The following is a 15,313-nucleotide window of genomic DNA, read 5'->3' as shown; positions in this document are numbered from 1 at the left end:
ATAGACTTTTTTCAAAGCATCTACCTGCAGGGTACATTTTAGCTAAAACTTTTTTTCATTTTCGCTTAGCGTCTCCATTGAGCTTGCCCATTTTCGGGATGATAATAAAAAACAGACATACGACCGCAAGCACTAAAATGATACCGAGCAAAATCGTCAGGTCAAAATGAAGCGGAAGCTCCGCTTCTTCTTCGCTTGTCATTCTCTTGCCTACCTCTTCGAATAATCCAAGCTGTTCCGCCTTTGAAGCGATGGTATTATTATTCTCCGTAACCGGGGAAAGAAACAGTGAGTCCGTCACCGAATCGATGACATCATATTTCCCCCTTTCAAAGGTTAGTGCCTTTTGCTCTTCCGGCAGTGTCTTCTTTTGCTCCAGCAAGCCTTCCTCATGGAAGTACTCCGTTTGAATATCAATATCCTTTTCTTGATATTCATTAGGCTCCACCATCGGATCCTCGGCGTGAACATGAGGGTTAAGGCTTAAAAACAAGATGAACAAAATGGCAAAAACGTATTTATTCCGCTTCATGGGCCATTTCTCTTCTTTCGGAAAAACGCTTCACTATATAGGGAAGGATTGATCCGATGAGCGTCAGTATCAACAAGATGATCATGGCCGGAGTGAAAGCCGACTGATCACCGAATTGGATGGACATGTAAACGTCTGCCACCGGGTGATCGATGTTGAAATTAGGCATGATCAAATCCAATAATGGAAGGGTGAAGAAACTGATCAAACCAATCACAAGGATTGCTCCGACAAACGGCCCGATGGAGAAGGCGAGCCGTGTACAGGCAGAACAGAAGAATAAGAGCAGGACGGTGAAAGCGGTCCATTTAATCTCCTGCATATCCCCCAGGGGATATATTTTCAAGCCATAGATGCTGATGATCAAACCAACAATTAAATTCAATAAAGCGTTCAGTGCCGCATGGACCATCATTGGTAAGGTTCCATAATGATGCAGGAAGAAACCGATCAATAATCCGGAAATGAGTATGATCACCAACATGACGATCGGTGGAATATTAACCTTTTCCTGATGAAGGACCTCACCGCTGATTTGAACGGGGTTGGCTAAATATTCATACACATATCCATTCTGCTGATCATCGACTAGTGTGTTATTCAAGACGCTGTATACGTCCGTCTTGATTTGAACGGTCGAATCTACATTTTTTGACCAATTATCATTAAGCTGATCGGCCCTTTCCTGTACGGAGCCCACTTTCACTTGCAGGTCGGCGGTATCCTTCGTAACCGTATCTTGACGCTCTGCCACCGAATTGACTAGGTCGGAAATGAAGCCCATGTTTGTCGCTGTTTTATCTTGAAGCGATACAAACATTTCACCATCAAGGCTCACCGGTGGTTCTGGTTCCATTTCAGGTCTCTCCATATTTTCCGACATATCGGCAGATACTTCTTGGGCTTGCGCGGTAATTGACGCCAATTCGGCTAACGTGGCTTCCTGCCCCGCTTTCACGTTTGCATCATATTCATTCATATAACCGATAATGGAGTTGGAGAATGCGCCGAGATTATCATCGACTCCTGCTAAACTTGCTTTGACAAGGTTCGCTCCCTGATCAACGTTTGGAGAAACCCCATTTTTCAAGTTTTCCAATTCCTTTATATTAGCGGCAAATATCTTATCCACTTTCGCTGCCGTGACTCGTTCAGCCAATTCACTATAAGAGGAAAGCGAGCCATAATAGGAAAGAAGCTCATTTGCATTACGGTTATTAATGGAATCATTAAAAACCGACACTAGCGCCGCTCGCCTTTCTCCCCCCACTTTTTCAAGGAGGTTCTGCTCCGAACTCTTGATTTCCGCAATGGCCTCGTCAATGGTCATATTTTGGAGGTTCTTCAGTTCTTCTATATCCTCCTGTGATTTTTTCCATTGATCACCAAGATCCTTATAATCGGCACCAAGTTCATTATAATCAGCTTGTAGCTGTGTATGCTGTGCCAGCAGTTCATTGTATGAATCTACAAGTGTATTGAACTCCACTATCACTTGATTATAATTTTCGGTTCTGCCGTTCACCGTTCCGCTGAGACTATTGATTTCTGCTTGAAGTTCTGCTGTAAGAATATTGATTTGCTCAGCAGCTCCTTCACTCCCCTCAGCCGGCACCAAACCTTCCAGCGCCGTGTGGATGCCCGTTATTTGGTCGAGCAATGCCTGAAGCGAGAGCTCATCGATTGGATCCTTCCTTGAAGGGGCACCGGCCGATTCACCCTTTCCGGTTTCGGTTTCGATATCCTCTATCTGTGTCCCACTCCCTCCAGTGACATCCGTCCCATCACCAGAATCGCTTGCGAGGTTTTTTCTTTGCGCAAGCATGGACGCCTGAAGCTTATCAAGATCAAATTCTTCCGTTTGTTTGAATTGCTCAATCGAGCTTTGTTGATCTTGTGAGATTTTCGAAATTTGATCCACTTGTTTCCCTTTCATGCTTGTTGCGAAGTTTTCCAATTCAGCATTGCTAGTTTCCAGCCCTTCCTTCACGACCCCGACATTTTCATTAAAGCCTTGGTCATTTAGGCTGTACTTCGTATACATCCCTTGCTGAATCTCCGGAACCTGTTGGTTCCCTTCACTCAACACTTTGTCATATGATTGAACGCTCTCCTTGACAAGCTGCTGATTTTGGTTCGAAGCATCCAGCAATAGTTTGCTTTGATTTTTTTGATACTCCTCGAAAGATACGACGTCTTTTACGAAGGAAGCCATTTGGGCTTTTGTATGACCTATTTCATCCATGGTCTCATTACTCGCCTTTCCAGCATCCTTCGTTTGGGCAAACACGCCTTCAAGCATGTCCTTATGCTGCTTTATACTCCCCGCAAGACTTTCCGAGCTAGGAGTATAAAATTCGTACATCGTATTTTGAAACGCGATTTCCTTTGCAAGGACGTTATCGAACTTCTTGCGGATGTCATCGACTGACTGGGAAACATAACTCCAATACTGTGTTGAAATATGCTTGTTCATTTTGCTTTTTGTTTTCTCTAATTCCTTTTGTACCTTTTCCATATTCTCTGCATTTAAACTAGTTTGTACCTTGTACTTAATTCCCGCCTTGATGGGCCGTTCGTCATTGAACGTATAAACATTCTCTGAGAAATCGGATGGCAAATAGATTACGGCATCGTACTTTTCATTGGCTAGCCCGCTTTCGGCCGTACTTCTGTTAACTACGACCCACTCATATTCAGAATTGTTGTCCAACGTCGTGACAAGTTCAGAACCGACGTAAATCGGCTTGTTATTGAATTCAGTCCCATTATCTTCGTTGACGATCGCGATTTCACGGGATGCCGTTTCCTGCTTTTTCATTGGGTTTTGACCTATATAAGAAAAAAACAAGATGGGCAATGCCAAAATCACAAGTATTTTAGCGATTAACAGCACCGGTTTTATTTTTTCAGACACTCTCGTGCACTCTCCTTCTTTCTTCACTTAATGGAATTTGGATTTTGCATTCCCGGCCATTATGGACAAAGTATCCGTAGCCAGGCTGAATTTCTTCTTCTTTTCTTGAATAAGAGAGTGTATACAAGCTTTGGTCCGATTTTTTCAGGAGCAGGACAGCCTGCCTGACTTGCTTCAATTCCGTTGTCAATGAATCATACCCTTTGGTGAAGTCACCGGCATTTCCAGCGACGATCAGCCTGAAACCAAGATGACCGTATTGCTTCATCATCCCACTGATTCGATCCTGTATCCTGCCGTCGATCGTCTGCTGAAACCGGGAAATGCTATCAATGACAAAAATGATTGCTTTGGATTCCTGTTGCTTCATCGGTTTCATTCCCAATCCATCTAGATAAAGCTTCTCACGCTCTTCAAAAATTCCCGTAATATGATCCAGCCAATCCGATATCTGATCCTTCGTTTCCACATAACGTACCTTTTCAATCGATGCATATGAGGACAATCCACGGTCAATTCCGTCAAATAAGCCTATCTCGCCAATCGGTTGTGTGAGCAAAGATTCCAATAGCACTCTCAGGACATTCGTTTTTCCTTTCCTTGACTGACCGAGGACAAGCAAGAAAGGATCGGAATTCAGCTCCACACAAACAGGTGTTACGCTTTCCTCCGAAAGACCGATTGGTATGTCATCCTTCTTGATGGATTGTGACCAGTATTCCTTGAAAGAGCTGGCATCAAGGTGCGGCGGCAACATCGGTATGGCCGGAGGCTTAGCTGCTTCCCGGTACTTGCCTTTATGCTCGGCGACAGCTTGTTTCATTTCATCCAACACGGCTATATCATCCGCTCCATCGGCTGGTAAATACACCTGAACGAGAAAGGTTTGATCTTTTTTCACTAAAGCTCTTCCCGGGACCGGCTCATTTTGATAAGGGGTTCTGCCCAGGACTGAATATTGCTCCGAGCTGTCCATTAAATAATGAACCACCTTCGTCTTAAGGCTATTCATCAATGGCTGGCGAATGGCATTGATTCTAGTCGCCGTCAAAATCATGAAAATCCCCAGTGATTGTCCATCACGTGCAAACTGGATCAGTTGCGCCTCCTGATCAGGCATCTCATCCTTCACTAAATCAAAATTGTCGACCGTGATATAAATAATCGGCAATTTCTCTTCCGCTAACGCGTTATAAAGCTTGATGTTACTAAGCTCCTTTTGCGAAAAAAGCTGCTTGCGCCTTTCCATTTCCGCTTTCATGAATAACATGAATTTTTCAATTTTCCTTAGCTCATCGAATCGGAAGTAATCCCCTGTATGAGGCAGCTGGCGCAACGGCAGTAACGCGCTATTGCCAAAGTCGAACAAGTAATAATGCAGTTCCTCAGGTGAGAATTGATCTGCAAAGCTAAAGAGCAGGGTCAATGCCGTAGTTGATTTACCATATCCGGAAGAACCGAATATCCCGATGTTCCCATCCTCAATCCAATTATATATATAGTTTGTCTGGCTCTGTAACTCAGGCTCATCCTTCATTCCGAGATGAAATTGATTGCTAGCAAGGCTTCTTTCACTGTTTCTTGAAAGGCGAGCTTGAAGGGGCGGAAGCCAAGGACTCGCAAGCTTTTTGATTTTCATTTCCGCCTGTGTCATCACGATATGATCGGCAACGGCTTCGATTTCACTGATTTTTTCCTTCCTTTGATTAGCGACCTGTTCCGAAACACTCGAGATTTGAACAAGGCCAAGGTCTGTTACCAGAGCCACCTCATCCTCCGATCCTGCCGTATCCTCTAAATAAGGGGCACCGCTCCATGCTGACTGAAACAGTTCGTAAACCTCGTTATTGCCCACCTGCAAATATCCCCGGCCTGTGACAGTGATGTTTGCTGCATCGCTATTTTTAAGGATTTCCTTACTATCATTGGCATCCTGCACCTTTAATGAAATCTTGAATCGGGCATTACTCCATATCTGGTTATCTATGACCCCGCCTGGCTTTTGCGTGGCAAGAATCAAATGAACACCTAAACTCCGGCCAATTCTGGCAGTACTGACTAATTCACGGATGAAATCGGGCTCCTCATTCTTGAGCTCGGCAAACTCATCTGATATTAAAAATAAATGCGGCAACGGTTCTTCCGCTTTTCCTTCTTTGTATAAATCCGTGTAATCGTTGATATGATTGACTTCATATCGATCGAACAGGCGCTGGCGTTTTTTCAATTCGCTATTGATGGAAGCAAGTGCCCTGGCACTGAAGTTCTTGCTTCCCTCGATATTCGTGATCACTCCGAGCAGATGCGGTATCTGCCTGAAGGGCTGTGCCATTCCCCCGCCTTTATAATCGATGAGCAAAAAGGCCACTTCATGTGGATGATAATGAACGGCTAATGATAGGATGTAGGTTTGCAGCAGTTCACTTTTCCCCGACCCCGTCGTCCCAGCGACCAATCCATGAGGTCCATGTGCCTTTTCGTGTAAGTTCAATTCAACTCTATCACTTCTCCCTTTCAATCCAATCGGCACCGCCAGCGACTTGGAGGATTGATTGGTTAGCCAATTATCGCCAACAGGCAGTTCCTTCACTTCTCTTACCTTCAATAACTCCAAAAAGGATACCGTTTCTGGGATTGAGTTGTTCATGCCTTTTTGATGATCCAGGGAGCGCAGCTTACGTGCATAACGCTCATTTCCTTCTCTAGCATGGACATCAAGTGTAAAAGGAGTATGGACAGCCTTCGATTGCTGGATGATAATCTCACCTTGGCGATCGTTTATATACTTCACGAGTGTATGGACATTCTCCGTCAAGCTTTCTTTTGCATCGGCAGCAAAAATCGTCGAGATGCCCAAATCATCTTCTCTGCCTTCCAAATATTCCAATATGACATGCTCAGCAATTAATTGGCGATCCGTGACGATGAAGACAAAATGAGGAGTGAATCGCACCTTCCCTTTGTTCTCATCCAAATCCCTTTCCCTCAAAAGCTGATAAATCGATGTCAATAGCTGGTCGCGTGACTGTTCATTGTATATGAATCCTTTTGCATAGGCATGTGGCAGTTGAAAATGGGGAAGCCATTTCATCCATTCCCATTCCTGATAGTCCGTTTCCGGAAAAATGGCTACAAATCGGACATCATGATAACTATGAAAAAAGGCAAGCTGCCCAATCAATTGTTGCAGCTCCCTTTTCACGATTGAATCCTTTCCGACAAGCCCCATCGATCCACGTGATAAGTCGATGGCTAACGGAAGCTTCTCCAGGTTTTTATAAACATTGACCAATTCCTGTGACCTCTCGAGTAAATCATCCATGTCACGATTGGACATATCGTTACTGTTAACCGCAACCTCATAGCTTGACGGTATCGTAGCCGTCCCTATCTTCAGGTGGAGCGAGTCTTCACCTTCCAATGTTCTCTCCCATATACGGTCGCTGATGCTTTCGGTTAGCTGCTTCATCCTTTCGAAGGATGGGTAATGATAGAACAGCACATTCCTTTGCTTTTCAGAAAGCTCTTGCAGTTCCCCCCGCTTTTGCTCTAGATATCGTGTGTACACACGTTGGCGTTTTTCATCCCTGAATTTTTGTTTCTTTTTGTCTTTGAAGTATTGTGCCGTCGAAGTTACTAAGGTCGTGGTGAACATCACTATCGATATGATGATGAATATCCCCCGCGGCTGAACGATCGTGATGACACCCATGACCATCAACATCATTAATGGCGGCATCAGGATTAACCATAACCCTCTATTATTATCCTCCGATTCCTGGCTCGGAAAGGATATCGTCACTTTCTCGTCCGGCAATTCATAGATCATCCTTGGAGTCCGGCGAAATTGCGGGTAGCTTTTCTTCATTTCCGAAATCGGCTTCTTCATTTCAGGTAACGATGTAGCATAGGTTTCGGCACTATGAATCATCAATAAGTCGCCTTCAATCAACCTCAGTGTCATATTCGGCAAGAAAATGAGATCGCCATTCTGGAAGGGTGTTTTTCCTGCCACCCTTTCACCGTTCAGGAAAACCCTGCTTTTTTCTTCGGGCAAGAGAAACCATTGCCCTTGCAGAAAAAGCATCGATAAGCCATTGCACGAAGGGGGCCCTTCCTTACGGAAAGTGGCTTCATCCTTATGTGATATAGTGATCTCCTTCAAGTTGCCAATATAGTAGAGACTTTCTTCCGATTTCCCTGCCATGTAAAAAATTTCGACCGTGTCTTCTCCTTTACGGAGAGTGAAGCTCTGTAGCGGCTTTACATCACCAAGCTTCTTTTCTCCTCCATATACCTCATACTCGTCGATCGCATCCCGTTTTCTCAGCTCGATAGATTCCTGTTCAAAAGGCGACGAAAAGATGGTGATTGTATCCTTTTTTGATGGTCCTATCGTAATTGGACCATCACGCTCATCCTTGATCGTAAAGGATTGAAAGGTTCCCTTGGAATAAATCCATAATATACTCATATAATCTCACCTCCGCAAAAGGCAATTTGCTTACTCTTTGCTTTTCTCTTTTTCTTCAGATGTTTTTTTGATGGAATCCTTGCTTTGTTCCTTTTCCCCTTCTTCCTTTGCTGCTGGTTTAGCTTCTGCTTCCACATTGGAATTCTCTAAATTCCGTTCTTTCTGTTCATCCAATTGCTTTTCCAATTCCTTTCGTTCCTTTTCATATTGGGTCAGCTCTGTATCGACTTCCTTAAGTCGCGTTTCCTTTTCTTCTCCTGATAGCTTATCATCCAACTTTATCTGTTCCTTCTCGTTGATCAGCCCGTACATGATCAGCTCGCGGTCCTCCATGATTCTTGCCATATCGATCGCGTCCTCGTTCTCCCCCCTGCCTATATAAATCCAATAGAGGAGATACTGACTATCGGTCTGCAAGGTGATGGCATTTTCGACATTCTTCCTCCCGACACCCTTTAGCGGTTCATAACGGACATATGACTTTGCCAGTTCGTATTGTACGACATATGGCATTTTCTTTGGATCATGGTTTTCCAGACGATCAATGACTTCACTATATTTTTGCTTGAGGAAGCTTTCACCGCTTCCAACGTATGCAGCTTGCCTTGGCTGGGAGATGAATAAGGTATAAATCGTAAAGAACAGCAATGGCACAAGGGCGATCATCGTTCCTATAAGCGTATATCGCGCCGTCTTCCACTTCTTTTCAGGGATATGCACAAATGCTTTTTCTTCCTTTTCCAACGCGTCTATCCGAGATTGAATGACCGTGGAAAGTTCATCCCAAGTCCCGGCGGCCAATATGCTTTGTGCTTCGTTCGATAGCTTTAACGTTTGATGGTAAAGCAGGTAATCTTCGAATGAATGCTGCCCATCCACAAGTGCCAAAATCAAAGCCTTCGTTTCGCGAAATAACGTATCCTGATCCTGCTCATATGGTGGCAAACTGTCTCTTACACCGTAATGGAGGAAATACGGGGACATACTTGGATCAAAAACGATATTCTCCGGACAGACGGCAAGCATCAGCCGAGTCAATTGATGATTTCTGATCTTCTTCACGACTTGATAAGCAGATAACCAACGGCCTATCACATTTTTCTCTCTTGCTCTCGAAAAAACAAAAAAAGAGGCTGGCGGATTTACTCTGATATGTACCTCATCCTCTGTCATTTCTATATGTTTTCGGAGAGCATCATCAGCTTCATGGATTAGCTGCAATTCCATTGGATCCTGCATCGACAGTTTCGCTCGTTGGAATACGAACAAATATCCACCATCATCCTTCACCATGTGTGCTTCAATCTTTTTCTCCAGATAGGAGGATTTTAACTCATCCATTCTATGTACTCCTTTTTCCCTGCTTATGGGCTTTAGACTTTTTTCCTATGATGCAAGCCGCACTTAACCATTAGAGGATCTCAAGGCGGTCCCCAGTCGTAATCCCGCTATCAAGCAAGGTATCATAGCCTGAACATACGAACTCTTTATTCTGGACCCGTACCCAATAGCCCTCTTTAGGTGTACTGGCAATCTGCTTTAGCTGCCATACTATTTCCACTACCATCTTGATGGATCGGTAATCCGACACTTGCAAATCGAAAACTTCCCCCGTATACCTCTTTAAATCGATCGTTAATTGAATATATATAGAGCCCACCTCATTTCAAGCAAAAAAAAGCACCACGATCTTCATAAAAGAGTCGCGGCGCTTTTTCTAGACAATTCTTTATCTCTTTTGTTCCGACGATTATCCGCGAATTTGACTAGCAATCTGGTTATCTGTGTCCTCAAGGATTTGCGCTGATTTGTGCAATTGTTGAGAAACTTCATTCAACAATCGGGCCATATCCAAGAATGAAGGTTTCAATTCCTCATATTGCCCGACGAAAGCCTCACTGGAAGAACCTTCCCAAATACCCGTTAAATGATCTCTCATTTTATCTAAACGACCAATGATATCCGTTACCTGTTGGCTCTCATTATCATATTGTCTTGCTACATCTTTCAGCTCTGAAGGTGTTACGCGAATTTGTGACATAGTAAAAATCCTCCTTTTATCTTATAGATACATTTTAATTGAACCATACAAATTCTGCCATATAAATACGAACGAAGTCGAAAAATGGTAACTTATAATTATAATATTCAACCTAAATATGGAAGCATTAAAGTCTATGTACCTGTTTTTCATAATCACTAAACTTTTTTTCATAATAATTTCAAGAGTTTTACATTTTTTCGAAAAAAAAGTCCCATATACCCAATATTTCAGAAGCATTACTCAAATATATAACTTTAGTCCAAACCATAAAGTGACTTTAGACGGAAATTAATCAACCGTTTGATTAATGTTTGAAAACCCCCCTGTGTTTTAAGCTGATTAGATTTAAAAAAGGACATCCGACAAAACGGAAGTCCTTTTTTTGAAATATTTGGCCTTGATTCAGCTTTTTTCGTCCTTGCGTTGGATTTATTGGGCCGTAATTGGATTAATTCGGCCTTATTCCAGATTTATTCGACCTTACTCCGATTTATTTGACCTTACTCTGAATTATTCGGTCTTACTCTAGATTTATTCGACCATACTCTAGATTATTCGGCCTTACTCCGATTTATCCGGCCTTACTCTGATTTATTCGGTCTTACTCCGATTAATCCGGCCTTACTCTAATTTATTCGACCTTATTCCAGATTAATTCGACCTAACTCTGATTTATTCGGCCTTACTCCGATTTATCCGTCCTTATTCCAGATTTATTCGACCTTACTCTGAATTATTCGACCTAACTCTGATTTATTCGACCTTACTCTAGATTTATTCGGTCTAGCTTCGAATTACCCGTTCCAAAAAGTGTTTCACGAACCGAGCTGCATCCACGTCCGTGCAAACGCGGATACGAGATTCGCTATCAGGCTGACCGATCGTTCGGCCCGTCTCTTCGCCTTCGGTCACCACCTTGATGTTCATCGATTCTGTACTCACAAAATCAGAATCGATGGCAACCCCGACTGCAAGCGGATCATGAAGAGCGCAACCTCCTAATCCTGGGTGGGAGGAATCGTACGCCTTCATATAATAGTTGGTCATTTCCGCAAGAAATTGGGCAGATTCCTTACCGGTTGCACTCCATTCATCAAGCTTCGATTTCGGCAGACACGTTTGCATCGTCACATCAAGCCCCACCAAGGTAACTGGCACACCTGATGATAATACAAGGTCGGCTGCATCGGGATCGGATATGATGTTCGCTTCTGCGTAAGGGTTTACATTCCCCGGCACTTTTACGGCACCGCCCATTATGATCACCTCTTTAACGAGGGACATGATTTCCGGATCTTTTTTAATCGCCAAAGCGATATTGGTCAGAGGCCCGACTGCAATGATTGTAATCTCATCGGGACGGCTTTTCACTTGTTCGATGATGAAATCCACCGCATGTCCTTGTGATGCTTGGAGGGTTGGTGCCCACTCAAAATCAAGTGTATTTCCAAGCCCATCTTCGCCATGAACATGTTTTGGGTATTTCTTCTTTTCCCCGCGGTTCAATGTTTGTCCGGCTCCGCTGAATACCGGTATATGGCGATCTAACTTTTCCAAAACAGCTAGCGTATTGCGAGTCGCATCTTCAACGGCCACATTACCGAAGCAGGTCGTAAAACCGAGTATCTCCAATTCTGGGGAATGTAGTGCATATGCCATCGCCAGGGCATCATCAATTCCTGTATCGACATCGAATATGATTGATTTCATTTTTTCCCACACCTTCCTGAACACGCTTATTCTCAACTGAATTTTATCATTCAATCATAACCAATTCCAGATAAAAATGGACATGCCCTCCATGGTGAAAATGGTTGACAAATTAGCTAGTGATGTTATAAAAAGGGAACAGAAAAAGTTAAATATGCTGGCTGCATTTATGCAAAAGAGATGAACAGTCAAGGTGGAAAAAGGATGAAAATGTATAAATTAGTCAAAGATGAATCTTTTGCGTACAAAAAAGGAACAAAATTCTTTTTAATCTCGCATTCTGAATTCATCGGTGTCAAAAGCTATGTGCTACTGGCTGAAGATTTACAAGGGAAGATTGAAGTAACGGAAGAACAATTGACAGGTAAGTTCGTTTCCATCCATTAAGCAGCCCCACCATTCACTAAGTGATAAGCTAAAAAACGAGGGGACCTCTCATGAGATCCCCTCGTTTTGCATTCATTTTAAGTCTTCAATCGAATCGATTTCTACATAATCAGGTACGACCAGACCATTTTTCGTTCCAGTTAAGTTTGGTCCAAGGTCGACCAAATCGGCTTTGTACTTATCATAGTATTCCTTATGTGTACTAGGGAGCCACGCAGCCACCATGGCATCGGCACTTCCGTTTGCCACGCCTGCGAACATTGGTCCCACCTCAACTTGGCTTAATGTTACGTCATACCCGTTTTTCTCCAATACCTTGCCGATTACGTTCGTGCTGGCAATTTCAGTATCCCAGGCAACATAAACCAATTTGATTTTTTTACCATTTCCTGGCACAGCATCCTTGGTCCATTTGGATACCTTGTCCTGATGCTCTTTTATCCATTTATCTGCTGCCTCTGAGGGAGTCATTCCTTCTGCAACATTAACCATTACATTTTCCATATCTTTCGTTTCCCAGGAGAATTGATCAAGAATTTTATAGGCCCCTGGCGCATCCTGTTCAAGACCTTTCCTGGCGATCGAATTGATATTTTCAGCTCCGCCGTATGCTTCCTTCGGATCTTCGAGATATTTCAAGTCATATTTCGAGAACATCCAATGCGGTGTCCAGCCTGTAACGACGATTGGTTCTTTTTTATCGATTGCCTTTTTCAATTCAGCTACCATTGCAGCTGAAGATCCTTCCACAAGCTTCCAATCATCCAGCTTATAATCGGAAATAGCGGTTTTTGTTTGCTTCATGATTCCTGCTCCAGGTTCGATTCCGATGATTTCATAGTTGGCTTTGGCAGCAAAACTGTTCTCATCGCCTTTCACACCCGTGTCTTTTGCAAACGTACTGAATAGTGCAGTAGCAACCACGAGGATCGCAAGAACGATTACAATGATTTTTCTGCTAACGATGTGCTCGTAAGCCGGCTTACGAAGATTTTGCGTAATACGATCAAGAATGATTGCTATGATGACGATGGATAGTCCTGCTTCGAATCCTTGTCCTACATTTATTTGGCTGACAGCGCGGTAAACATCTGCCCCAAGTCCTGGTGCACCAACCAATGAAGCTGTAACAACCATGGATAATGCAAGCATGATGCTTTGGTTGACCCCTGCCATGATCGTCGGAGTGGCCAAAGGTATTTGTACCTTGATTAGCTTCTGGCCGCTAGTCGAGCCAAATGCATCCGATGCTTCGATTAAATCATTGGGCACTTCCTGGATCCCTAGATTGGTCATCCGGATGGTCGGTGCGATTGCGAAAATGAATGACGCAATGATCCCCGGCACTACCCCTATCCCAAAGAATAATATCGAAGGGATCAAGTAAACGAATGCAGGCATCGTTTGCATGAAGTCCAAAATCGGGGTAACGATTTTGCGCACCGTATTATTTTGGGCGCACCATATTCCAATCGGTATCCCGATCAGTATCGTTAGGAAACCTGACAATAGGACGATAGCCAGTGTTTGGATGCTTGATTCCCAATAACCAAGGTTATCAATCAATAGTAAGCTGATAAGTGTAAAGATTCCTAATGGCCATCTGCTTGTATAAGTAACCAGAAGGGTCAGCACTAAAATCAACACGATGGATGGTCCTGCACTCATTACGTCGACAAGTATATTCAATAGTCCTTCAATCACATTCGTAATCAGTGTAAATAATCCAGCAAATACAATAGTTATCCAATCCACTAAAGAATCGACCCAAGCTCCTAATGGGATTTTCGGCATATTCATTGAATTATTCACTCTCCATTTCATTCAAGGAATCTTTATTTCCTGCCAAGGCACCGATTACGGCACCGCGGAGCAGAATCCCTTTAATTCTTTTCTCATCGTCAATGACTGAGATGGGCAAGCTTGACGTTGCCATCACGTCCATTAGGTTTCCAAGTAATTCATCCTCTTTTACGGTTGGGATATCCGTTGTCATCACTTCAGAAATCGATTGATTATTGCTCATTGCCTGACGAGCCTGTTCAGCAGTCACCGCTCCCAATAATTTCTGCTTCCTATCCACAACGAAAATGCTGGAATACCCCTGTTTACGCATGATTTCCAAGGCAACCCTCGGACCTCTGTCAACTGAGATTTTTTCTGGACGGATCATCACATGAGAAGCTGTCAATACTTTTGATAAATCAACATCTTCAACGAACTTCTCGACAAATTCATTGGCTGGATTCATCATGATTTGTTCTGGTGTTCCCAGCTGAATCACGCTTCCATCCTTCATAAGAGCGATCCTATCGCCGATTCGCAACGCTTCATCAAGATCATGGGTAATGAAAATGATCGTTTTTTTATACTGATCCTGAATTTCAACCAGCTCATCCTGCATATCCTTACGTATCAATGGATCAAGGGCGCTAAAGGCTTCATCCATCAATAATACGTCCGTGTCACTTGCTAGCGCACGAGCTAATCCGACCCTTTGCTGCATTCCGCCGCTAAGCTGGGAAGGAAGCTGATTTTCATAGCCCTTCAATCCAACCGCCTCAAGTGCCTTCATCGCTTTATCATGACGTTTTGCCGGATCGACCTTTTGGATTTCGAGCCCGAATTCCGCGTTTTCCAATATCGTTTTATGCGGGAATAAAGCAAAGTTTTGAAACACCATGCTTATTTTCTTTTGCCTGACTTCCCTTAAGCGGGCGGCGTTCATCTTTACGATATCTTCTCCCCCAATCAATATTTCACCAAGGGTAGGATCGATTAAACGATTGAACATACGAATCAACGTCGATTTACCACTACCGGATAAACCCATGATGACAAAAATTTCGCCAGGATAAATCTCGAAATTCACGTTATTAACGCCGACAGTCTGTCCCGTTTCTTTCAGGATTTCTTTTTTGGATTTGCCTTTAATCAATAAATCTGTTGCTGCTTTTGGAGATTTCCCAAAAATTTTCGAGACATTTCTGACTTCTACATATGGCTTCATCAAGTCACCTCATTCTAATAGTTGCCCATATGTTTCAGTTTTGCTGAATTTCCCCGTTTTATGCGAGTGATGATGATTTATACACAAGTCCCTTGAAATAACCGGAATGTAAAAAACGGTTCTACCTCTACACTTTTTCTTTTGTTCGGTCAAAAAAAAGCGGAATGGACACATATATGGGGGTACCCTCGTGTAAAGAAATAATTACTATTTATCCTTCCCAAGAAGGAATTCTTTAC

The 15,313-nt window shown here is 43.3% G+C and carries 10 protein-coding genes and 1 pseudogene; 1 reads left to right on the top strand and 10 read right to left on the bottom strand.

The genetic code is table 11. The annotated features are described in order from the left end of the window. Window positions 1-55: 55 nt before the first annotated feature. The 8 genes and pseudogenes from essA to ABE28_RS01735 all read right to left on the bottom strand — a co-directional run bounded on the left by essA (window position 56) and on the right by ABE28_RS01735 (window position 11,677). Entirely contained in the window at window positions 56-532 is a 477-nt protein-coding gene (gene essA, locus ABE28_RS01765) for a type VII secretion protein EssA (protein WP_064462412.1), read from the bottom strand. Continuing rightward, window positions 519-3,449 (bottom strand): type VII secretion protein EsaA, encoded by a 2,931-nt coding sequence (gene esaA, locus ABE28_RS01760; RefSeq protein ID WP_064462413.1) that lies wholly within the window; start codon window positions 3,447-3,449, stop codon window positions 519-521. Before esaA ends, essA begins: the two co-directional genes overlap by 14 nt. Then, complete coding sequence (essC, locus tag ABE28_RS01755) at window positions 3,442-7,317, bottom strand: type VII secretion protein EssC (protein WP_373921329.1); 3,876 nt, start codon at window positions 7,315-7,317, stop codon at window positions 3,442-3,444. Before essC ends, esaA begins: the two co-directional genes overlap by 8 nt. Before the next feature lie 270 nt (window positions 7,318-7,587). Further along, window positions 7,588-7,923, bottom strand: a pseudogene (locus tag ABE28_RS26000) (FtsK/SpoIIIE N-terminal domain-containing protein); the annotation flags it as partial. Window positions 7,924-7,953: 30 nt separating this feature from the next. After that, window positions 7,954-9,264 (bottom strand): type VII secretion protein EssB, encoded by a 1,311-nt coding sequence (essB, locus tag ABE28_RS01750; RefSeq protein WP_064462415.1) that lies wholly within the window; start codon window positions 9,262-9,264, stop codon window positions 7,954-7,956. A 70-nt stretch (window positions 9,265-9,334) separates the two neighbouring features. Beyond that, on the bottom strand, window positions 9,335-9,574 hold the full coding sequence (locus ABE28_RS01745; protein WP_064462455.1) for an ESX secretion system protein YukD: 240 nt from the start codon (window positions 9,572-9,574) through the stop codon (window positions 9,335-9,337). Between the two features lie 99 nt (window positions 9,575-9,673). Next, the gene (locus ABE28_RS01740) at window positions 9,674-9,964 is read right to left on the bottom strand and encodes a WXG100 family type VII secretion target (RefSeq protein ID WP_064462416.1); all 291 of its coding nucleotides are present in this window, start codon (window positions 9,962-9,964) and stop codon (window positions 9,674-9,676) included. Window positions 9,965-10,750: 786 nt separating this feature from the next. Further along, complete coding sequence (locus ABE28_RS01735) at window positions 10,751-11,677, bottom strand: nucleoside hydrolase (RefSeq protein ID WP_064462456.1); 927 nt, start codon at window positions 11,675-11,677, stop codon at window positions 10,751-10,753. Between the two features lie 204 nt (window positions 11,678-11,881). On the opposite strand from ABE28_RS01735, the gene ABE28_RS01730 reads away from it, so the two are divergent. Beyond that, the gene (locus tag ABE28_RS01730) at window positions 11,882-12,064 is read left to right on the top strand and encodes a hypothetical protein (RefSeq protein WP_064462417.1); all 183 of its coding nucleotides are present in this window, start codon (window positions 11,882-11,884) and stop codon (window positions 12,062-12,064) included. A gap of 72 nt (window positions 12,065-12,136) precedes the next feature. On the opposite strand, the gene ABE28_RS25920 is transcribed toward ABE28_RS01730, so the two are convergent. Both ABE28_RS25920 and ABE28_RS01720 read right to left on the bottom strand, forming a co-directional pair. After that, on the bottom strand, window positions 12,137-13,864 hold the full coding sequence (locus ABE28_RS25920; RefSeq protein ID WP_064462418.1) for a glycine betaine ABC transporter substrate-binding protein: 1,728 nt from the start codon (window positions 13,862-13,864) through the stop codon (window positions 12,137-12,139). Window positions 13,865-13,868: 4 nt separating this feature from the next. Further along, window positions 13,869-15,074 (bottom strand): quaternary amine ABC transporter ATP-binding protein, encoded by a 1,206-nt coding sequence (locus tag ABE28_RS01720; protein WP_064462419.1) that lies wholly within the window; start codon window positions 15,072-15,074, stop codon window positions 13,869-13,871. Window positions 15,075-15,313: the final 239 nt, after the last annotated feature.

It is taken from the genome of Peribacillus muralis, assembly GCF_001645685.2.
Classification (GTDB): domain Bacteria; phylum Bacillota; class Bacilli; order Bacillales; family DSM-1321; genus Peribacillus; species Peribacillus muralis_A.
The sequence above is the reverse complement of the archived record's forward strand: the minus strand, read 5'-3'. Positions and strand labels throughout refer to the sequence as shown.